General features: G+C 39.7%; 15 protein-coding genes and 1 pseudogene. 4 read left to right on the forward strand and 12 right to left on the reverse strand.

The window, feature by feature from the left end; translation table 11 throughout:
* Positions 1-217: 217 nt before the first annotated feature.
* The 5 genes from IGK86_RS13750 to IGK86_RS13770 all read right to left on the reverse strand — a co-directional run bounded on the left by IGK86_RS13750 (position 218) and on the right by IGK86_RS13770 (position 7,137).
* Positions 218-1,189, reverse strand: a complete 972-nt coding sequence (locus IGK86_RS13750) for an ATP-binding protein (RefSeq protein WP_438742581.1) — start codon at positions 1,187-1,189, stop codon at positions 218-220.
* Positions 1,190-1,275: 86 nt separating this feature from the next.
* On the reverse strand, positions 1,276-1,635 hold the full coding sequence (locus IGK86_RS13755; RefSeq protein WP_010818590.1) for an AlbA family DNA-binding domain-containing protein: 360 nt from the start codon (positions 1,633-1,635) through the stop codon (positions 1,276-1,278).
* A gap of 171 nt (positions 1,636-1,806) precedes the next feature.
* On the reverse strand, positions 1,807-5,121 hold the full coding sequence (locus tag IGK86_RS13760) for a DEAD/DEAH box helicase (protein ID WP_016616563.1): 3,315 nt from the start codon (positions 5,119-5,121) through the stop codon (positions 1,807-1,809).
* Positions 5,111-6,382 carry a sigma-70 family RNA polymerase sigma factor gene (locus IGK86_RS13765; RefSeq protein WP_033627738.1) on the reverse strand — a complete coding sequence of 424 codons (1,272 nt, stop codon included), beginning with the start codon at positions 6,380-6,382 and terminating at the stop codon, positions 5,111-5,113. Before IGK86_RS13765 ends, IGK86_RS13760 begins: the two co-directional genes overlap by 11 nt.
* Positions 6,383-6,558: 176 nt before the next feature.
* The gene (locus IGK86_RS13770) at positions 6,559-7,137 is read right to left on the reverse strand and encodes a helix-turn-helix domain-containing protein (RefSeq protein WP_258150173.1); all 579 of its coding nucleotides are present in this window, start codon (positions 7,135-7,137) and stop codon (positions 6,559-6,561) included.
* Between the two features lie 345 nt (positions 7,138-7,482).
* On the opposite strand from IGK86_RS13770, the gene IGK86_RS13775 reads away from it, so the two are divergent.
* From IGK86_RS13775 to IGK86_RS13785, 3 genes and pseudogenes are all read left to right on the forward strand, one after another.
* On the forward strand, positions 7,483-7,749 hold the full coding sequence (locus IGK86_RS13775; RefSeq protein ID WP_010818594.1) for a helix-turn-helix domain-containing protein: 267 nt from the start codon (positions 7,483-7,485) through the stop codon (positions 7,747-7,749).
* Between the two features lie 92 nt (positions 7,750-7,841).
* Positions 7,842-8,762, forward strand: coding sequence for a site-specific integrase (locus IGK86_RS13780; protein ID WP_258150174.1), 921 nt, complete (start codon positions 7,842-7,844; stop codon positions 8,760-8,762).
* Positions 8,675-9,028 (forward strand): annotated as a pseudogene (locus IGK86_RS13785) (tyrosine-type recombinase/integrase); the annotation flags it as partial. The gene IGK86_RS13780 and the pseudogene IGK86_RS13785, both read left to right, overlap by 88 nt.
* Before the next feature lie 187 nt (positions 9,029-9,215).
* Here IGK86_RS13785 and rpsI read toward each other — a convergent pair.
* The 5 genes from rpsI to IGK86_RS13810 all read right to left on the reverse strand — a co-directional run bounded on the left by rpsI (position 9,216) and on the right by IGK86_RS13810 (position 13,205).
* Entirely contained in the window at positions 9,216-9,608 is a 393-nt protein-coding gene (rpsI, locus tag IGK86_RS13790) for a 30S ribosomal protein S9 (RefSeq protein ID WP_002354786.1), read from the reverse strand.
* A gap of 13 nt (positions 9,609-9,621) precedes the next feature.
* Positions 9,622-10,050 carry a 50S ribosomal protein L13 gene (gene rplM, locus IGK86_RS13795; protein WP_048670019.1) on the reverse strand — a complete coding sequence of 143 codons (429 nt, stop codon included), beginning with the start codon at positions 10,048-10,050 and terminating at the stop codon, positions 9,622-9,624.
* Positions 10,051-10,286: 236 nt separating this feature from the next.
* Entirely contained in the window at positions 10,287-10,754 is a 468-nt protein-coding gene (locus tag IGK86_RS13800; RefSeq protein WP_002354782.1) for a Dps family protein, read from the reverse strand.
* Positions 10,755-10,881: 127 nt separating this feature from the next.
* Complete coding sequence (locus IGK86_RS13805; RefSeq protein ID WP_016616557.1) at positions 10,882-11,601, reverse strand: DUF5105 domain-containing protein; 720 nt, start codon at positions 11,599-11,601, stop codon at positions 10,882-10,884.
* Between the two features lie 83 nt (positions 11,602-11,684).
* Positions 11,685-13,205 carry a gluconokinase gene (locus tag IGK86_RS13810; protein ID WP_016616556.1) on the reverse strand — a complete coding sequence of 507 codons (1,521 nt, stop codon included), beginning with the start codon at positions 13,203-13,205 and terminating at the stop codon, positions 11,685-11,687.
* Between the two features lie 108 nt (positions 13,206-13,313).
* Here IGK86_RS13810 and IGK86_RS13815 point away from each other — a divergent pair, with 108 nt between their 5' ends.
* Positions 13,314-14,006: a prepilin peptidase gene (locus tag IGK86_RS13815; RefSeq protein WP_025193923.1), complete on the forward strand. Its 693-nt coding sequence runs from the start codon at positions 13,314-13,316 to the stop codon at positions 14,004-14,006.
* A 48-nt stretch (positions 14,007-14,054) separates the two neighbouring features.
* On the opposite strand, the gene rpoC is transcribed toward IGK86_RS13815, so the two are convergent.
* Entirely contained in the window at positions 14,055-17,708 is a 3,654-nt protein-coding gene (rpoC, locus tag IGK86_RS13820; protein ID WP_002354777.1) for a DNA-directed RNA polymerase subunit beta', read from the reverse strand.
* Between the two features lie 166 nt (positions 17,709-17,874).
* The gene (gene rpoB / locus IGK86_RS13825) at positions 17,875-21,489 is read right to left on the reverse strand and encodes a DNA-directed RNA polymerase subunit beta (protein WP_002389470.1); all 3,615 of its coding nucleotides are present in this window, start codon (positions 21,487-21,489) and stop codon (positions 17,875-17,877) included.
* Positions 21,490-21,846: the final 357 nt, after the last annotated feature.

A 21,846-nucleotide genomic window follows, 5' to 3' on the forward strand; every position in this document is an offset into this window, starting at 1 on the left:
ATTCGCCAGACAGTGTCTGGTGTTTTATATAATCTATCACGGCATCAATTGGCCAATCACTGATTGGCTTTTTCAACATGCTCTGAAATTGAGACACTAGGAACCTACTTGATACCTACTAGGGAGTTACTTTAAAGCTACTTGATACAACTATAAACACCGCTAAATATGCATTCCAGCATGAAATTCTAGCATTTCCTCTCGCCTACTTGATACCCTACTTGTTAAGTGAATAACGTTTTTTAGGATCTCTCGGCCCAGTACCATGCATAATTACAATCCCTTTTTCAACAAGTCCTTTCATCACTTTTTGGGTAATTCTCCTACTTCTTCCAATCAATTCATCAATCTCATTTGGTGTCAAATCACCAGAATTATATAAATAGCGAACAATTGCTTCCTCATGCTCATTAAGCCCGTCAAACAACTCTTTAGTCACCAGTTCACTTACTCGACCAGTTTCTCGTTCTTTCCTAGCAACAATATTATTCTTCAAAGTTAATTGGACTACAACACCACCTGGTTCTTCATAAATCGGTGGTTCCAAAAAGTAATCCGCCATTTCATCATAGATACGTCCAACTCCCTCATTTGACTCACGAACCCACTTGTACTGAGTGAGGGTGGCAGCAATTTTTGGATTCCTAGACCAACGTTTCTCTTTCATGTTATTAAGTGTCACAAATGTTGGCAATTCACCGGGACTAAAGATTTCCAAACGGTCATCAAACATCTTAATCCGAATATGGTCGCCTTCATAATCATAACGGCGGTGGATGATAGCATTAATCATCCCTTCAAACCAAGCATATTCAGGATACTCGGTAAGGGTGACAAACCTACCATCTTTGCCAAGAAATGTATAATCACGAAGTTGAATTTTGATGAACTCCTTAGCCTCACGAATAGCAACCGGAAGTGCCTTATCAAATGTGACATCTTTGACGATATTTAGGCGTGACCCTGATTCCGCCTTTACCCCTTCATAGCGCATGAAACGAATACGAGCACTTGGCATAAAAGCAGTCACATTATCACTGAAAAGTAGCAAGCCAGCTACCGTTAGCTTATCATCTCGAAGAAATCCTCTTGCTTTCAATAACTTTTCAGTTGGAACAGTGGTTCCCAGCAGCTGACGAAACTCTTCAACCACTTCTTCGTTCACATCTTCAATCGAGGAATATTCCACTAACTCCTCTCAAACTTCCTAAATCCTCGGTCATATTCCAAGTCTGTGATTTGACTATGGGTCAATTTTTTCGACTTATCATTAATTCAGAGATATACTTGTTCGTTCTTCAGCCCCACCATGGCCGAGTAATTTGGTTCAATCGTAAAGATCAGAACCTCATCATCCTCTCCCTTGGCATTTTTCACAGGCATTCGTTCATAACTATACTTTGGCAAACGACTGAGGAAATCCATTGGTGCTTCAATATATTCTTCAATTTTCTTAGTGTTCCCCATCTTAAACCCGGTCACTTCACCATCATCTTCAATCCCTATGACAAGTGTACCACCCTCAGCATTCGCAAAAGCTGAAATATGCTCTGCCACCTGGATTGGCTTGATGTTGGCACGTTTTCTATCCAAAAACTGCCCTTCTGGTTCAAATTGCACGTATTTCAAATCCATATATTTTCCCCTTTTTCTACTACTGATTTTCTATTCGTATTTTTATGGTCATCTCTCTGATTATTGATAGGGGATCATCACAAACAATATATCCTCGAGATTAAGTTTAGAGACCAATTTTTAGCTTCAAAACCAAGGCATAAATTACGTGAACCCTTTCAAAAATTTTACTTACCCTCTCTCTCCTCTATCTTTCGTGAGAGTCGCTTTCACTTCATTTGGAAGTATTCCCATAAAATAATTTTCTATATTATCCCAAAACCATTTTGAGTACGACAATATTTTTTCTTTAGGAGAATTCCCCGACTGTTTCTTCGTAAATAAAAATTTCAACATTTCCACGCTAGAATAATGTTTGGTTTGAACATCCTGTAAAATAATATTCTGATAAAAATCGCCTTGCTTAATAGCTCTCTCTAAAGGATACACCGAGTTCATTCGCAAGTAGATTTGTGGATTATTGCCCCCAATAACTTGAAAACTCAAAAGCTTTCGCGCTTCACCTATACCCAAAGCTGCAATTTTCGCATCAATTTCGTCACCTCGAGACCTATAATTAAACGAGGTAATTTCATCTTTGCCCATAACAAAGTTTTCTTTTGGTTGAAGAGCATTTTTCAATTCTCTCATTATAAATGAGGTGAACATATCCCCATCTTGATGAATAATGTAACTCGATACATCTCCAGCATTAGTTCTTTCAGCTATAAATTTAACTTCTTTTATTTTTGAAAATTCAAACGAAGAATTAATTAGTGTTTGAGCAAAGGCCCTTGCCTCGAACTTATCTGCTATTTTTAAATTCTTTTGTAGGTAACTCCCTAAGTTAATCACATCAAAAAATTTTCCAGATACTCTTGTTTCGTTAATGAATCTTTCAAAAACCTGAAGAATAATTCGATATTCAGCCAAAATGTTTTCAACCGTATTTTCTTCGTTGGATAATCTAACTTCAACACCAGAGGCGAAGGAAAATTTTTCAAAAAGCTTCTTATCCTGTAATTTCTCTCTTTCCTCTGCATTAAATAATGAGAATTTAAAACTTGGAAAAGACATCTTCTTATAGTATTTTTCCCAAATTCCGCTAAGATTCACTTGATATATCGCCGAAAATGTTTTACTTTCAACATCACTAATTTTAGAAAAATACTTTCCCAATCGAGAATTTACAAAATTTTTTTCTACATCTGACGTTACAAAAATCAAATCATTACCAAATAAACTCCGTGGCCGTGCCACAAATGGCGAATACCCTAACTTATTTGGAGAGGAGAAGTCTTTTTCTATCATCAGCAGAACGGTTTTTACCTTGTTATCCAAAGAGTCTTCATCACGCTTGTTTTGAACAAAGATATATTTAAAGTCTTCGGGACTAATAATTAAATTACGATTATTGCCTTTTTCTTTATAGACAGAGAGTACTTTTCGCATTACTTCCAATATCTGATTCTTTCGTATTGCGGACATACCATGCAATTGTTTAACTTCATTCATATCACGAGGTAAAAAGTCAATTACTCCAAAACCATGTGGTACTCTCTCACGGTCTCGAGCAGCACGACCAATTTCTTGAATGTAATCGACAACATTTCCAGTTGGTGCATAATGATAGACATTTGTAATATCAGGGATATCAATTCCCATTCCAAAAGCCTTCGTAGCCAATACGAACTGAAGCTCCCCCCTCTTGAATTCTGATAAAACTTCATCTTTTTCTTCCTTTTGGAGCGTACCATAATACTTACCTGTTTTCGCTGCCATCTCTGGAGCGTTTTGTGTAATAAAATTATAAAAATCGATTAACAACCTCACTGTAGGAAAATACAGAAGGGATTTTTGTCCCTTTTTTTCGGCATTCAAAATATGCCTTAACGCTAATGTATTTTTAGTCTTTCTATAGTCCCTTCCCTCTACGTCTAGCTCTTTTTCACTGTTCTTGACTTTCATTAAGATATCATCACGCCTCACATCTCCAAAATATGAGATTGGACTAATCATATTTAGACTATTTCTCGTGTCAAGGTACATATCTTCTTTACCGCCATATATCGCTGTTGCTGTAAAAGTAACAATAGGGAATTTGTATTCCTTTCTAAGTTTTGCCAAGTATATTCCAAGATACCAATAATCAGCCCTAAATGATTTCCCCCATGTCGTAACAATATGAGCTTCATCTATGATGACTACACCTATATTACGTTCTCCAATCAGCATTTTTATGTCACTTCTAGCTTGAAGAGTCTCAGGTGAAAGATATAATACATCGATTTCTTGTTTTTGAACTCTTTCTAGAACTCTCTCCTTTTCAAATGGTGGGGTATTCCCATTGATTGTCGCTGAAGTCCTCACACCTCTTTGCCTCATATTATCAACTTGATCATTCATCAAACCAATCAAAGGAGAAATCACCAAAGTTAAAGGTTTATCATCCTTATACTTTTCTGCTAGATAAAGTGCAGGAATCTGAAACATTACAGATTTCCCAGCACCAGTCGACGCTGTTATATAAACGTCACGAAATGGTTCCCCATGCATAGCTTTTTCCGCTTGAATCACAATATCGTCAATTATCTGAGCTTGCGATATTTCAACTGTCTCTTTGTTGTGTTCTTCAATATTTTTATAGAATGATATATTTCGATACGTGTCATATCCATAAACATCTTTTAGAACTTTAATATAAGCTTCTTCATTTTCAATTACTTGTCTTCTAATTGATTGAGTCGCGAAAAATATATTTATGCTAGAAATTTTATCTAGTATATTCAACCTTTCCAGATATCTATTTGGCAAGCTTTCTGGATTTCCTGATAGGACCAGAAGTATATTCTGATCCCTATCATTTTCAAGAATTTTTTCTTCCATATCTAAAAATGGAAGTTCATCTTCTGATAATTCAATTCGAAGTAAGTCTTTTTTCGGAATATCCTCGCTAAAAACAACTTCCTTAGGTATTTCATCAAATAAATAGTATTGTTCTACTTTTGCACCTAATTCAGGATATGTAACATAGTACTTCCCGCTTTCTTTCGAAAAGTCTATTTTCCCATAAAAGAGTGAAACGTTCGTTAGCAGTTTTTCCTGATCTGGTTCAAGCTCGTTATCTTCTTGATAGTAGAGATAATGGTACACATTTTCGATATTCGATATAGTCCCTTGATAGGGATATTGCTTATCATATAAATTGTTTCCTAAAATCACGATGGGATTTTTATTTATGTTAGCCTGTTCAGCAAAGAGGAAATACTCCTCCATCGTCATCCATTTATATCTTGAATTAAAGCCTCTATTATCTATAATCTCATCGGTAACTCGTTCGCGATAAATATCTATGTTAAGCAAATCGATATTTTCTAAAGTAAAACTAAAATATTTGTCCTTTTTGTCCAACCCAGCACTTGGTAGCCCTCTCAAAATAACAATTGGACTTATCACACCTTCCGTTATTTCTTCTATTTTTTTATTTATTTGCTGTTCAATCCTCATAAAAATCTCTTAACCTTTCTAAAATATGATTCCTTCTTAACTTCCGAAGAGCCTTCGATTCAATCTGTCGTATTCTTTCTCTCGTAACTTTTTCTAATTCACCTATATTCTCAAGAGTGTACGTTTTCCCATCCACTAATCCAAAACGGAGAGACAAAACCCTCATCTCTCGTGGTGTCAAACAATCTTCCATTATTTCAGTAATTTCACTCTTTAATGCTTCCCTTTCAACTTCATCTCCTGGCGAATTAGTCTTGTCATCCGAAATGAAATCTCCTAGGTAACTCGTTTCTTCAGCACCAATTGGAACATCTAGACTTGTTGTTAGATTTGCTAAGTCCATGTTGTGCTTTGCTTCGATTATTTTTTCTTCAGGTAAACTCATTAATTCCGAGAGTTCCTTATCAGTTGCATTCCTACCAAAATCGTGCCAAAATTCCCGCTGAATACTTGCTAGTTTATTAATCCTTTCTCTCATATGAACAGGGATACGGATAGTCGTTCCATGATCGTATATTTCTCTAGTAATCCCTTGTCTAATCCACCATGTGGCATAAGTTGAAAATTGATTTCCTTTACTTAGGTCAAATTTCTTTGCCGCCTTCAATAACCCTTGAACGCCTGCCTGATACATATCATTAACGTCTAATCCAGCAGTGGAAAACGTTTTGTATTTCATTACAATCTTCCAAACAAGTTTGCTATTAGCTTCAACAAGATTTGATAATGCATTATCCACGTCCCCTTTCCCTCTATCGGAGTGAAGGACAGATAAATACTCGAAATTTTTGCTCTTGTCAATTACATCTTGATAGCTTGCAACTTCCTCTTGAAATAATCTATCATCTAAAAGAGCATCTAAATCGTAATCATCATCATCAAGGAAATCAAATTCATCATTTTCGCTTTTCGGCTTGTCTACAATAACTTCGTAGCCGTTCTTAACTAACTGCTCAGTTATTTTTTCCTGTAACTCATTTCCAATATTCTTCGACATAAACCAAGACAATAAGCTTGATTTATTCACACTCTTTTTTGCACCAATCAAATCAAATAATTGTTTTATCTGTTCTCTTAAAGACTGCTTTGAATAAACCAGCTCAATATTAAGCGACTCAATTTCATCGAAAACTTGCTTTTTTTCATCATCAAAGACTGGATACTCGAATAGCAAATTTTCAATAACTCTTATACTTTGCCTGCTTCCATATAAAAAATTATCGTTTATAAAGTTAATTATCGAATCTAGATTTTCACTCATGCTAACACCGCCCATACCTTCAATAAAGGACGATTTCCTGGAATATATAATTTCTAGCAAATCAATCTTAATCTAATTATACCATCACTTAAAAAAACTGCTTTCTCCACAGCCCGAACTGAGAAATATGTTTAATTCAGAATAGTCCAGAAAATATGATTGCTTATAAATAAAGGTTACCATTTTTTCATTTCAATTCCAATCTCTAATTTAGCTAGCGACTGCACCACTGTCTCCTCAATCGCTTCTCTAGCAGCTTGGTGGTTCTTCCCAAACATTTCAAAATATTCTCGACTCGTTCCTTGGTCCAGAGCGTGAAGCAAATCCTCGAAGGCGGTCAAATACTCTTTGTCTTTTGACTTTGCAATTTGTAAATATCGAACAAAAATTTTCTGTAACAAATATGCATTAGTTAAATCATTTGGTATCTCACTCTTATTATCCTCGTAATAAGCCATAACATTCGCGAGAGCCCCAGTGTATTGATTCTGTGATGGTGGAGTGAGAATTTCCTCCACTGTCGTTTCTGCAATTTCAGCTAGTCGTTTCAAGCGTTGGGGACTGGGGACTGTAGCCCCACGTTCCCACTTTGAAATCACACTTGTACCAGGGGATGGATCAAACAACTTGGAAAATTCCTCTTGTGTCATTCCTCTATCTAAACGAATATTTTTGATATTTCTACCAATTGCTTTATCTTTGTCTGTAATTTGTTTGAACATCTTTTTGCTCATTTCCATTTCTTGATACTCCATGATAACATTTTCCGTCATAATTCGTCAAAAATTTCAGAGGCACTTTAATTCGGGAATACTCGGCCGACAAATTTCAGTACTTTGACAATTGAATGAAGCGGAAATACCACGCAAAATTATAACGCCACCTGACCAAGGTTTCCTTGGGGCGAGGGCATACAAGCCCGAGCGAACAGCAGTGGCGTAGTGACCATAGGAGGTCTCCTCCGACGGGAACGGTGGGTGAGGCAGGTCTCCTTCCTCACCCAGAAACCCCCAATTGATAACATGGGGATAGATTTCACCAAATCCGCCAAAAAAGTGGCAGAAAACCAGTAATAGCAAGCGATTGGAAAGTTGAAAGTGATGTTAGCACACGAAGAACGAGAAGCGATTATGCAAAATGTAATGGCAGCAGTTTTAAACGGCATCGAAAATGCCAAAGCTAGTTATGAAGGGAATCATCCTTATCTAAACAAAAAAGAAGCCGCTGAATATCTTGGTATTGCTCACAATACCTTATCTTCATGGGTGAAATTTTATGGGTTACCTGAAATTCGTATCTTTAACACAATTCGTTATGATAGACGAGAATTAGATAAATGGATGCGTAGCCACCCTGATTTAAACTAGCGGAATAACAAACCATCATGCGGTAGACTTAGTGCGAGCAAGAACGTACTTGCTCTACAAGCTACCTATCAAAAATGAAAGTGAGGAAACTTATGGCAATACAAAAAATGGAAAACGGACGTTGGAAGATAAATGTTTACATAGGATCAGATGTCCCACGCTATATCGCTTATGCGGATAGTAAACATGATGCTGAAATTGAGGAGGCGGAAGCAAAGCTAAAAAAGTTAAAAGGGGAAATCAAGAAACGAAAAGGAGACTACACTTTCGAGGAAGTCTACAAGACATGGTGGGCAAAAAAATATACCATTACTCGCCACCATGAACCAACAACACTGGAAAGAACAGAATCTGCTTTTCGCTTGCAAATTCTTCCCTACCTAGGTAAGACCAAAATTAAGAACGTCAGTTACGATTTATTAGAAGATACACAAATCATTTGGGCTTTCGGTGATAAAGAAAAAGGCATGAAACCTTACGCAAGCTATAAAAAGCTCGTTGCCTATACTAAACAAGTCATGAAATACGCGCTGCTTAAAGGATATATTGAGAAGAACCCTTACGACTTTCTTGAAATGCCCGTCAACGAAGAACTCAAACGTAAAAAGGAAGAGAGACGGCAGAAAAAGTATTACCCGGTGGAAGTAGTCAAACAATCGCTAGAGCTTACGAAACAACATTATGGAATGCAAGAATACGTTCTCCTAGCCTTGACCTACTATCTAGGAGCAGCAAAAGGAAAGATTTATCCACTAGCATGGTCTGATGTTGACTTTGACCAACAAACCATCTCCATGACCCATAAATTGGTGATAGACGAGAATACTGGCAAGAGAGTTCGACAAAAAGGCATGAAAATAATTACCGCTACCGGACTGTCCCTATCAGCGATTCTCTCTGCCACCTCCTCCAATGCTGGCAAGAAGAACAACGTAATAACTTGGCAAGGTTTGGAATTCACCCAGGAAAACATCAATTGCTTTTCACCTATACCACCCAAAAAGGCGAATTAAATCAACCACTCCATCCCGACTATTTAAACAATAAACTCAATGCCCTAGAAAGGAAGTATGGTCTACCACATATTGTTCCTCATGGACTACGCCACACCTTCGTTTCTGACCTTCTCAACGAGGGTATCGATGAATTAGTTATCAAATCACTTGTGGGCCATGCCGAAACATCCAATATTACACGCAACGTTTATGGTCACGCTAAGTCAGATAAACAAGTTGAGACCATGAAGTTACTTGAAGAAATCAGAAATACAGAACTATAAGGAGCCATGTCTTAGGAAATCTCAAAGCGAAAAGAGAAAATGGTTACGAAAAATATCAAATGGTAACGACATCCCACCAAAATCAAAATCCAATCTCCAAACACTCGTTACCAAACTCGTCACCAAGTCAAAAAAAGACACCCAGCCAAAACGACTGAATGTCTGATAAACGTTGATATACCAACGATTAACGTTTTGAGAACTGTGAAGCTTTACGAGCTTTCTTAAGACCTGGTTTTTTACGTTCAACCATACGTGCGTCACGAGTAAGTAACCCAGCGCGTTTTAAAGCAGAACGGAAGTCAGGATCTACTTGTAACAATGCACGAGCGATTCCGTGACGGATAGCTCCTGATTGTCCAGCATAGCCACCACCGTTTACGTTTACGATTACATCGTAAGCGCCTTTTGTTTCAGTTACGCCAAATGGTTGGTTGATAACTTCACGCAAGTCAGCATGTGGAATATATTCTTCTACGTCTTTTTTGTTTACAGTAATTTTACCAGTACCTGGTACTAAGCGTACGCGGGCAACTGCATTTTTACGACGGCCTGTGCCGCTATATTGTACTTGTGCCAATGAATTTCCCTCCTTAAATTAAGTTCGTGATATCTAATACTTCTGGTTGTTGTGCAGCATGTGGATGCTCAGCTCCACCGTATACGTTCAATTTAGTAAATTGTTTACGTCCTAAAGTGTTTTTAGGTAGCATACCTTTTACAGAAGTTTCGATAAGACGGCGAGAGTTTTTGTCGCGTAATTCACCAGCTGTCACTGATTTTAATCCTCCAGGATACATTGAGTGACGGTAGTAAATTTTGTCTGTAGCTTTTTTACCTGTTAATTTTACTTTATCAGCGTTAATTACGATTACGAAATCTCCAGTATCCACATGTGGTGTGAATGTTGGTTTATTTTTACCACGTAGTACAGAAGCAACAACTGCTGATAGACGTCCTAAAGGAACATCTGTTGCATCTACTACGTACCATTTACGTTCTACTTCGCCAGCTTTGGCCATATATGTTGTACGCACGTTTCTTTCCTCCAATTTTGTTTTCGATGTTTGACATACACTTGAGTTTCCGGGGCTCATTGTGGGGCAAACAATACCATTTAATATTTTACCTTCAATCACTGATAAAGTCAATGTTTTTCTGCGCTTTCAGAAAATAGATTTTCACTTATTTTTTCGTGCCTTTTAAACAGAAAAAAACCGCCAACGTCAACGTCAGCGGCTTTGGGAGTTGTTTTAAATTATGCGTCAATACCAGGCGCTTTGCCAAGTTTGGCTTGTAACATCCAAATATTTTTTTCGATGTCTGTTTTGTTTGCGATGAAAATGTCTTGTGTGCAGTCGTCGCCTTCTTCACCAGAAACTTCGATTCCTTTTGCGTAAAGGTCTGCTAAGTAACGGTAGCCTGCTACTAATTTTTCCATACGTTCTGGAATGGTGCGGTCCCAGTTACCAATTTCATCTTCAATTTTTGTATTTTCTGCGAATTCACGCAATGTTGAGAATGGAGAGCCGTCCAATGTGATTAAACGTTCTGAAACAACATCTAATTGCTCATTGATTTGATCCATGTATTCATCCATTTGTGGGTGAAGTGTTAAAAATTCAGGTCCACGCATATACCAATGTGTTTGATGAATTACCACGGAAAATTGGCTTAAATCTGCAACGAGTTGGTTCAAAATTTCTTTTGTTTTTTCAAATTTCATTCTTTGTCATCCTCCTAAATATTATTTCTACACTCTTAGTGTAATATGAATTGTGAAAAAAGTACACTGAAAACCTTTCTTTTTTAAAATTATTATCAAATTATAATAATTACAATTAAGAATCTAATTAATTTCCTGAAATCGCTGTTTTTTCATCCGCAGTGACGACTTTTTGTTCCGCTTGAGTGAGGATCGTGTCGAGTGCCTCTGTCAACTGGTCAGTATCTTCTTTTCCTGTGACGAAAGCTAAAAAAAACTGATTCAGTCTCAGTTGCTCCGCTGCCGGCAAGTACCATTGTCCTTCTACTTGCTTAACCGTTAATGGCAGTTCAACTGGCTCATGGCTGACATTGATTTGTTGGATTTCTTTTTTTAAAACGTCTAACGTGTGCTGCATGTCTAGCGCTTGTGTCGCCTGTTGCGTTTGCTGAAGAAGAGCAGTGGTTGTATCTTCAATCGCCGTCACAAAATCTAAGCCCTTAATCTGAAAAGTGATTGTCGCTTGCCCATTCAATTCTTTTGTGGCTACTAGTTGATATGACGCTTTTTTCTTCACTTGAGCCAGTAATTCTGTGCTAAGCTTCTGGGCTTCAGTCTCGGTGACTTCAGCGTTCATTTCTTTTAAGCTATTGAAAAACTGCTTCTGGAACTGTTGACGGCTCGTCTGCAAATGCTCCGCTAAGACTTTCGGTTCACGAAAAGTTTGAGAGAATGTCGCTGGCTTTTCTTGATAAATAAAGTAATCTACCAACTGTTGCGCTGCTTTTTCGCCGGAACGAGACGGTGCACTGCAGCTTGCTAACGCCCCAATGAATAACAGAAATAGTGGTAGTAGCTGTTTCTTCATTCCTCATCCTCATTTCCTCAAGTCTTCGTCTCTCTTCTAGTTAAGCAACTTCTCAGCCATTTGTCAAAGCTATTTACTATCAATTATTTGCGGAATTCTGCTAATTTTTGATAACTTTGTGCTAAAACTTGTTGGGTTTCTTGAAAAACAGGATACAGTTTTTGATAAGATAGCAGTTGATCTGCTCGTGGCGTGACCGTTTCATGAATCAGCACCTGTTGTGCCGCTGCTTGTAAATTTGGTAACTGCCCTAAGCCTTGCCAACCTAGCAAAACAGCGCCTAATGCCGAAGCTTCGGTACTATCAGTGAACGATAACGTTTCTCCCAGCACATCAGCCATGATTTGACGGAACACAGGGGAATCAGCAAAGCCGCCTGTCGCCCGAATCTCCTGAACGGGTCCACCGAGTTGTTTCAAATCCTCTAAAATAGTTTTTAAATTGAAACAGATTCCTTCCACCACCGCTCGAGCTAAATGTCCGGCATGGTGATTTTTGCGCAAGCCAATAAAACTTGCGCTCGCCTCTGCATTCCACAACGGCGCTCGTTCACCTAGCAAATAAGGATGAAACAGTAAGCCATTTGCCCCAGCTGGCACGGTTGCAATTTTGGCCATAATTGGGTCATAGAGATTGGTCCCGTTTTGGATAGCTTGCTGACGTTCTTCTGCAAAAATCGTTTGGCTCGCCCAATCTAACGCAACTGCACCATTACTACTTGCGCCACCAATCACCCAGTGCTGTTCATCTAGAGCAAAACAAAACGTTTCACCTTGCGGATGCAAAAAAGGTTCCTCGACAATATACCGAAGTGCGCCGCTCGTACCAACGGTCAAAGTCGCTACACCCATTCCTAGCGCTCCCAAACCTAAATTAGACAATGGACCATCCGCGCCACCAAGAACTAAAACCGTTTCCTCCTCAACACCAAGCATCTCTTGCCAAGAAGGCGCTAATGCTGGAAAAATGAACGTTGACGGGGCAACTTTTGGCAACTGTTCCTCCTCAATAGATAAATACGCTAAAATCGACGATTCCCATTGCCGCGTGTGAATATTAAATAAACCCATCCCCGAAGCACTACTATAATCTGTCCAGTATTCGCCAAAGAAACGGTAAAAAATGTAGTCCTTAATCCCAATAAACTTGGCCGCGCTCTGCACAACGGCTGGCTGATTTTCCTGCAGCCAGCGAATCTTGTATAAAGGCGCCATTGGATGAACTGGCATGCCTGTCAATTGATAAAACAATTGGGCCGCTGGCGTTTCTTTTAACGCTTCCGCATAATCAGATGATCGTGTGTCAGCCCAAGTAATCACTTGGGTCAATGGGCGTCCTTGCGCATCCATGGCAATTAAGCCATGCATCGCTGAAGCAAAAGAAATGAGCCCAATTGGTTGATTCTTCACTTGCTGTGTGACGGTTCGAATACAGTTCACCACAGCTTGGAACAGCGTCTCTGGGTCTTGCTCCGCCATTCCTTCAGTCTCTTGAATTAATGGATAACGCACATAGCTAGAAGCTACGACTGTGCCATTTGCTTGAAAAGCCACTGCTTTGGCTTGCGTGGTGCCAACGTCGACACCAATCGCTAATTTTTCCATTTGATTCCCTCATTTCTTGTTTCTTTTATTATTCCTAACAAAAAAAGATTTGTCTAGTCAAACGAAAAAGTTTAAAAAAAGCGTAGTTTATTTTTAAGGAGGTAACCTATGTTTTTCTTGAGTCTCTTTTTGATTGGTGCCTGTTTCGGTTCTTTTTTATGCTTAGTGGCGGAGCGCTTACCAGTAGGGCGTTCTTTGTGGTGGCCCCCTTCCCACTGTCAAGGTTGCCACCAGCCTCTACAACTCTATGAATTAATTCCAGTTGTTTCGATTTTGCTGCAGCGCTTTCGTTGTCGAAAGTGTCAACAGCCAGTAGCTAAGAGTTATCTTTTAGCAGAACTTGTCATGGGCGGGTTAACCGCAAGCTGTTTTTCAGCTGGCCTGACGATTGATGCTTTGATTCTCTGGTGGTGGCTGACGAGTGCTTTCACATTATCCTTGATTGATTACTGGTATTTAGTGGTTGAACCGAAGATTCTTTATCCTAGTTTTTTTGTGCTTTGCTTACTGAAAGTGGCGGGTCAGCATTCGTTTTACTTACTGACTGGTCTTTTTTGTTTTTGTTTTTTCCGAGCCGTCTTACATTATTTTCCGGAAGCCATGGGGCGAGGGGATCTTTTGTTACTGGGTTTGTGGGGCTGTTTTTTACAGGTACCTCAGTTGCTGATGCTACTATTTTTTGCCAGTAGTTATGGCCTAATCTATGGCTACAGCTGTAATTTTTTGGGGTATCCAGTTGAACAGAAACTTCCTTTTGTCCCCTTTTTAAGTTTGGGCTTACTCACAATCAGTTGGTTATAGCAAATAAAAAAAGCCGCAAGGAGCATGCTCCTTACGGCTTTTTAGGGTTTATTTATTGATGTTTTTCATCGCATCTTCAGCAGCCATTTGTGCTTCGATGTCTGAAATACTATAAACGTTTTCGCTAGCTACGCCAACTTCTTTTGGTTCCATGTTACGGTAACGAGCCATACCAGTACCAGCTGGGATGATTTTACCAATGATAACATTTTCTTTCAATCCAAGTAATGGATCTTTTTTGCCACGGATAGCAGCATCTGTTAACACGCGTGTTGTTTCTTGGAAGGATGCAGCAGATAAGAAGCTGTTTGTTTCCAATGACGCTTTGGTAATACCAAGTAAAACTGGACGACTAGTAGCAGGGACGCCACCAGCAACTAATGTGTCGTAGTTACGGTCTTTAAATTCTGCGATGTCCATTAATGTTCCTGGAAGGATTTCAGTGTCACCTGGATCCATTACGCGGATTTTACGTAACATTTGACGAACCATTACTTCGATATGTTTGTCGCCGATTTCTACCCCTTGCATACGGTAAACACGTTGTACTTCACGTAATAGGTAGTTTTCAACAGATAAAACATCACGAACTTGTAATAATTGTTTTGGATCAATTGAACCTTCTGTCAACGGTGCACCACGGTGGATGATGTCGCCTTCAGCAACTTTCATACGTGCAGTGTAAGGGACAGTATAGGTACGTGTATCTGTTTTTCCTTTGATGGTTACTTCTTTTTGACGTGTGGCAGGATCTTCAGAAATATCGATAACTTCACCGGTTACTTCTGTAATCACTGCTTGCCCTTTCGGATTACGTGCTTCAAAGATTTCTTGGATACGAGGTAAACCTTGAGTGATATCGTCACCGGCAACCCCACCGGTATGGAACGTACGCATGGTTAACTGTGTACCAGGTTCCCCGATTGATTGAGCGGCGATTGTACCAACTGCTTCTCCGACTTCAACGTCAGAACCAGTTGCCAAGTTACGTCCGTAACAGTGCTTACATACACCATGTTTTGTGTTACATGTAAAGACAGAACGGATGGTTACTTTTTCAATACCAGCGTCCACGATTTCTCTTGCAAGATCTTCAGTGATTAATTGATCCGCACCAATGATGATTGCACCAGTTTCTGGATGAACAACTGATTTACGTGTATAACGACCTAATAGACGTTCGTCTAATGGTTCGATAATTTCATTACCTTCACGAATTGCTTCGATTTCAAGACCACGGTCAGTGCCACAGTCGTCTTCACGAATGATTACGTCTTGGGCAACGTCAACTAAACGACGTGTTAAGTAACCTGAATCGGCTGTCTTCAAGGCCGTATCGGTCATCCCTTTACGAGCCCCGTGAGTTGAGATAAACATTTCTAAGACAGAAAGTCCTTCACGGAAGTTTGAGATGATTGGTAATTCCATGATTCGTCCATTCGGAGCGGCCATCAAACCACGCATACCAGCTAACTGTGTAAAGTTGGAGATGTTACCACGGGCTCCAGAGTCAGACATCATGAAGATTGGGTTACGAGCTTCCATACTTTCGATCAGTTTTTGTTGGATTTCGTCTTTGGCACCGTTCCAAACGCCGATTACACGTTCATAACGTTCGTCATCAGTAATTAAACCACGACGGAATTGTTTAGTAATTGTTTCAACTTGTTTGTGGGCAGCATCAATGATTGCTTGTTTTTCATGAAGAACCATGATATCGGCAATCCCTACCGTCATCCCAGCATAAGTTGAGTGTTTGTAACCTAAGTCTTTCATGCGGTCAAGCATTTTAGAGGTTTCCGTAATGTGGAATCTCTTGAAGACTTCAGCAATGATATTTCCAAGATTTTTCTTCTTGAATGGTAACACTAATTCTTGCTCTTTAATGTGTGCAGGAATGTCTGTACCAGCTTCTACGAAGTATTTATCTGGTGTTTGAACAGTTAAGTTATAGTCTGTTGGTTCGTTCAAGTAAGGGAACTCAACAGGCATGATTTCGTTAAAGATGATCTTACCAACTGTGGTGATTAAGATTCGTTCTTTTTGCCAATCAGTAAATGGTTTGTCACCTAAAAGTGTTGTTTGAACCCCAATCCGTGAGTGTAAATGCACGTAGCCATTTTGCCATGCTAAAACAGCTTCGTTCATGTCGCGGAAGATCATGCCTTCCCCTTCACGGCCTTCTTCTTCCATTGTTAGGTAGTAGTTACCTAAGACCATATCTTGAGATGGTGTAACAACTGGTTTACCATCTTTCGGGTTCAAGATATTTTGGGCAGCAAGCATTAACATACGAGCTTCTGCTTGTGCTTCTTCATTTAGAGGCACGTGAACCGCCATTTGGTCTCCATCGAAATCGGCATTGTAGGCTTCACAAACTAATGGGTGAAGACGAATCGCACGACCTTCAACAAGAACAGGTTCGAAAGCTTGGATCCCTAATCTATGCAACGTAGGTGCCCGGTTAAGTAAAACTGGGTGTTCTTGGATAACTTCTTCTAAGATATCCCAAACTTCATCTTCGCCACGTTCGATTTTACGTTTCGCATTTTTAATGTTTGTCGCAATTTCACGTTGTACTAATTCACGCATTACAAATGGTTTGAATAATTCAATCGCCATTTCTTTTGGTAAACCACATTGGTACATTTTTAAGAACGGACCAACGACGATTACGGAACGACCAGAATAGTCAACACGTTTACCTAGTAAGTTTTGACGGAAACGACCTTGTTTCCCTTTCAACATGTGAGAAAGAGATTTCAATGGACGGTTACCTGGTCCAGTAACTGGACGACCACGACGACCATTATCGATTAAAGCATCGACCGCTTCTTGTAACATCCGTTTTTCGTTTTGAACAATGATGCTTGGCGCATTTAAGTCTAATAAACGTTTTAGACGGTTGTTACGGTTGATAACACGGCGGTATAAGTCGTTTAAGTCACTTGTTGCAAAACGACCACCTTCCAATTGAACCATCGGACGTAAATCTGGTGGAATAACTGGGATAACATCCATTACCATCCAGCTTGGTTGGTTACCAGAAGCACGGAAGGCTTCTAAGATGTCTAAACGACGGATGGCACGTGTCCGTTTTTGACCAGAAGCTGTTTTCAATTCTTCTTTTAATTGCGCAACTTCGCCATCTAAATCGACGTTATCTAATAATTGTTTCACGGCTTCGGCACCCATAGCAGCTTTGAAGGCTTGGCCATATTGTTCACGTTTTTCACGATATTCGCGTTCCGTTAACAATTGTTTTTTCTCTAATGTTGTGTCACCTGGTTCGATGACAACGTATGAAGCAAAATAAATGACTTCTTCCAATGCACGAGGGCTCATGTCTAAAACAAGACCCATCCGAGATGGAATTCCTTTAAAGTACCAGATATGTGAAACTGGTGCGGCTAATTCAATATGTCCCATACGTTCACGACGTACTTTTGAACGAGTGACTTCAACGCCACAACGGTCACAGACAATACCTTTATAACGGATACGTTTATATTTACCACAAGCACATTCCCAGTCTTTGGTTGGACCAAAAATGCGTTCACAGAATAACCCTTCACGTTCGGGTTTTAATGTACGGTAGTTAATTGTTTCGGGTTTTTTAACTTCCCCATAAGACCAGCTTCTGATCTTTTCTGGTGAAGCAAGCCCTATTTGCATACTTTCGAATTTATTTACATCGATCAAAAGGAATTCCCTCCATTTCCTTATTTAGAGAAGCTGAGTCAGCAACTTGTTAGCAAATGGCAAGCATCACTTGAAAGAAGGTCTGACGACACTTGGAACAAGTAATGGCTTGCGCAGTTGCAACAAAGTCGCAGTTGAATCAACTCATCAGAGTGGTAGCGACAAATTAGTCTCTGTCTTCGGCTGTTTCAATTTCTTGAACAACGTCTTGTGCTTCTTCTTTCACGACTGATTCTGCTTCTTTTTCCAGCTGTTTCGCTGATTGTTGTTCCGCAAATTTGGTTAGTGCGTCAACGGTGATTAAATCATCATCGTCATCGTCCATATCGCGTAACTCAATCTCAGCTTCCTCAATGTCCAAGACACGCATGTCTAAACCAAGTGATTGTAATTCTTTCACTAATACTCGGAATGATTCAGGCACACCTGGTTTTGGAATTGGTTCACCTTTAACGATGGCTTCGTATGTTTTCACACGTCCGACAACGTCATCAGATTTGTAAGTTAAGATTTCTTGTAATGTGTAAGCAGCACCGTAAGCTTCCAGTGCCCAAACTTCCATTTCCCCGAAACGTTGTCCACCGAATTGAGCTTTACCACCCAACGGTTGTTGCGTAACAAGAGAGTAAGGTCCGATTGAACGAGCATGCAATTTGTCATCAACCATGTGGGCTAATTTAATCATATACATGACACCAACGGAAATACGGTTATCAAATGGTTCACCTGTACGTCCATCGTAAAGAACTGTTTTAGCATCGCTAGCCATACCAGCTTCACGAACAGTTTCCCAAACGTCTTCATCGGTTGCCCCATCGAAAACAGGTGTTGCGACGTGAATACCTAATTGGCGAGCAGCCATACCTAAATGTAATTCAAGTACTTGTCCGATATTCATACGAGAAGGTACCCCTAATGGGTTCAACATGATATCAACAGGTGTTCCGTCAGGTAAGAATGGCATATCTTCTTCCGGCATAATACGGGAAACAACCCCTTTATTTCCGTGACGTCCCGCCATTTTATCTCCTTCGTGAATTTTACGTTTTTGAACGATATAGACACGAACTAACATGTTGACACCTGGTGATAATTCATCGCCAGCTTCACGAGTAAAGATTTTCACATCATGAACGATACCGCCGCCACCGTGAGGTACACGGAGAGACGTATCACGAACTTCGCGGGCTTTTTCCCCGAAGATTGCGTGTAATAAACGTTCTTCTGCAGATAATTCTGTAACCCCTTTAGGTGTGACTTTCCCAACTAGTAAGTCGCCATCTTGAACTTCAGCACCAATGCGGATAATCCCCATTTCGTCTAAGTCTTTCAACGCATCTTCCCCAACGTTTGGAATTTCACGGGTAATTTCTTCAGGTCCTAATTTTGTATCACGTGCTTCTGATTCATATTCTTCAATATGCACAGAAGTGTAGACATCGTCTTTAACTAAACGACGGCTCATGATAATGGCATCCTCGTAGTTGTAACCTTCCCATGTCATGAAGGCAACTAAGACGTTTTGCCCTAAAGCCATTTCGCCTTCTTCCATAGAAGGTCCATCCGCTAAAGTATCACCTTTTTCAACTTTTTCACCTAAGTGAACAATTGGGCGTTGGTTGTAGCTTGTTCCTGAGTTAGAACGACGGAATTTTGTAACCATATATTTGTCTAATGCGCCATTGTCGCGACGAACGCGAATTTCTTTGGCATCGACGAATTCTACGACACCGTCATGTTTACATAGTAGAGCAGCACCTGAGTCATGGGCTGATTTATATTCCATCCCTGTACCTACCCACGGAGAGCGTGGTTGAATTAATGGCACCGCTTGACGCTGCATGTTGGCACCCATCAAGGCACGGTTGGAGTCATCGTTTTCTAAGAAAGGAATACATGCTGTTGCGACTGCGACTACTTGTTTTGGTGAAACGTCCATGTAGTCAACTTTGTCTACGGCAACTTCTAAGTTTTCACTTTGTAGACGCGCCATAACAACATCATTGGCAAATGTGCCATCTTCATTTAAAAGTGAGTTCGCTTGCGCTACGATATAATGGTCTTCGATGTCTGCTGTTAAGTAATCTACTTGATCAGTAACACGGCCTGTCGCACGATCAACACGGCGATAAGGCGTTTCGATGAAACCAAATTTATTCACTTTCGCATAACTAGATAAACTATTGATCAACCCGATATTTGGTCCCTCAGGCGTTTCAATTGGACACATACGACCATAGTGAGAGTAGTGAACGTCACGAACTTCATAACCGGCACGGTCACGAGTCAAACCACCAGGCCCTAAGGCTGATAGACGACGTTTATGGGTTAACTCACCTAATGGGTTTGTTTGGTCCATGAACTGTGATAACTGTGAAGAACCAAAGAATTCTTTGATACTTGCTACCACTGGACGGATGTTAATTAATTGTTGTGGTGTCAATGTTTCTGTGTCTTGAATAGACATTCTTTCACGAACCACACGTTCCATACGGGCTAAACCAATACGGAATTGGTTTTGTAATAATTCGCCTACTGAACGGATACGACGATTACCTAAGTGGTCGATGTCATCGACATTGCCGATATCTTCCATTAAGTTGAAGAAGTAGCTCATTGAAGCAACGATATCTGCTGGACGAACTGTTTTTACGCTGTCGTCTGGATATCCGTTACCAATCACATTTACGATACGTTCAGGATCTTTTGGTGAAAGAACTTGAATCACTTGGATTGTCATTGGTTCGGTTACTACCGCATCTTCACTTGGATAGTAAGTTACGCTGTTTAAGCCGTTGTCAATGTATTCGCCTAATGTTTCCATGATTTGGTGTGTTAAAACCGTGCCTTTTTCGACAATGATTTCACCAGTTTCTGGATCAACTAGCGTTTCAGCTAAGGTTAAGTTTAAGAGACGTGTTTTTAAGTCTAATTTTTTGTTAACTTTGTAGCGACCAACGTTTGCCAAATCATAACGTTTTGGATCAAAGAAACGTGCAGTTAACAAGCTACGTGAGCTATCTGCTGTTTTTGGTTCGCCTGGGCGAAGACGTTCATAAATGTCTTTCAAGCCTTCTTCTGTACGAGAATCACTTGCGTTTTTGTGTAAATCTTTTTCAATTGTGTTGCGTAAGCTTTCGCTGTCGCCGAAAATTTCGAAGATGGTATCATCTGAACCGAAACCTAAAGCACGAACTAACACAGTTAAAGGAATTTTACGTGTGCGGTCAATCCGAACATAAGAAATGTCTTTCGCATCTGTTTCCATTTCTAACCATGCACCACGGTTAGGAATGACTGTTGAGCCAAAACCTTCTTTGCCGTTTTTGTCCACTTTTCCATGGAAGTAAACACCTGGAGAACGAACTAATTGGGAAACGATAACACGTTCTGCCCCGTTGATGATGAAGGTACCCATTTCTGTCATTAATGGGAAATCGCCGAAGAAGACTTCTTGGGATTTAATTTCACCTGTTTCACGGTTGGTTAAACGTAATGTTACATGTAATGGCGCAGAATAGTTGGCATCATGTGCGCGGGCTTCTTCTACTGTGTACTTTGGTTCTTTTAATTCATAGTCAACAAATTCTAAGGATAAGTTTCCTTGGAAATCATCAATTGGTAAAATGTCTTCAAACATTTCACGAAGTCCCTCATCTAAAAACCATTGATAAGAGTCTGTTTGGATTTCAATTAAATTTGGTAATTCCAATACTTCACTGATACGTGCGAAACTTCTACGTTCGCGATGCTTTCCGTATTTTACTACGTGTCCAGCCAAGCTCTTCACCCCTCTAGTTATAAGTCTATCAAAACACCGATCCGAAAAATTACATTTACGTTACATATATTAAATATATGTAACAAAAAGCATTTTTTGCAGTTTTTAAGCAAAAAAAAACCAAAAATAGAACATGCTTCCGAAAAATTTTCTGGCGTTTCTACTTTTGTTTTCCTATAAAAAACCGGAACGGACAATATTTCGCTCCTGCTTCGTCACTTTCAGATAGTTTTTGCTCTATAGATTTTACTACCTTTGTCTAGAAAAGTCAAGGGTTTCTTTAAGGTTTTCTTTTTCATAAAAAGGAGTTTTTTTATAAAGGGTTTAAATGAAAAAATGCGTAATAAATAATTACGC

Origin of the sequence: Enterococcus sp. DIV1206, assembly GCF_051712485.1 — a bacterium.
GTDB classification, from domain to species: Bacteria; Bacillota; Bacilli; order Lactobacillales; family Enterococcaceae; genus Enterococcus; species Enterococcus faecalis.

What these genes read in the sequence shown, in the direction of transcription:
- IGK86_RS13810 (WP_016616556.1), bottom strand. Translation starts at nt 13,205, where the DNA reads ATGGAAAAATTAGCGATTGGTGTCGACGTTGGCACCACGCAAGCCAAA.
- IGK86_RS13755 (WP_010818590.1), bottom strand. Translation starts at nt 1,635, where the DNA reads ATGGATTTGAAATACGTGCAATTTGAACCAGAAGGGCAGTTTTTGGAT.
- rplM (WP_048670019.1), bottom strand. Translation starts at nt 10,050, where the DNA reads ATGGCCAAAGCTGGCGAAGTAGAACGTAAATGGTACGTAGTAGATGCA.
- IGK86_RS13770 (WP_258150173.1), bottom strand. Translation starts at nt 7,137, where the DNA reads ATGGAGTATCAAGAAATGGAAATGAGCAAAAAGATGTTCAAACAAATT.
- IGK86_RS13780 (WP_258150174.1), top strand. Translation starts at nt 7,842, where the DNA reads ATGGCAATACAAAAAATGGAAAACGGACGTTGGAAGATAAATGTTTAC.
- IGK86_RS13765 (WP_033627738.1), bottom strand. Translation starts at nt 6,382, where the DNA reads ATGAGTGAAAATCTAGATTCGATAATTAACTTTATAAACGATAATTTT.
- IGK86_RS13800 (WP_002354782.1), bottom strand. Translation starts at nt 10,754, where the DNA reads ATGAAATTTGAAAAAACAAAAGAAATTTTGAACCAACTCGTTGCAGAT.
- IGK86_RS13760 (WP_016616563.1), bottom strand. Translation starts at nt 5,121, where the DNA reads ATGAGGATTGAACAGCAAATAAATAAAAAAATAGAAGAAATAACGGAA.
- IGK86_RS13775 (WP_010818594.1), top strand. Translation starts at nt 7,483, where the DNA reads ATGTTAGCACACGAAGAACGAGAAGCGATTATGCAAAATGTAATGGCA.
- IGK86_RS13815 (WP_025193923.1), top strand. Translation starts at nt 13,314, where the DNA reads ATGTTTTTCTTGAGTCTCTTTTTGATTGGTGCCTGTTTCGGTTCTTTT.
- IGK86_RS13805 (WP_016616557.1), bottom strand. Translation starts at nt 11,601, where the DNA reads ATGAAGAAACAGCTACTACCACTATTTCTGTTATTCATTGGGGCGTTA.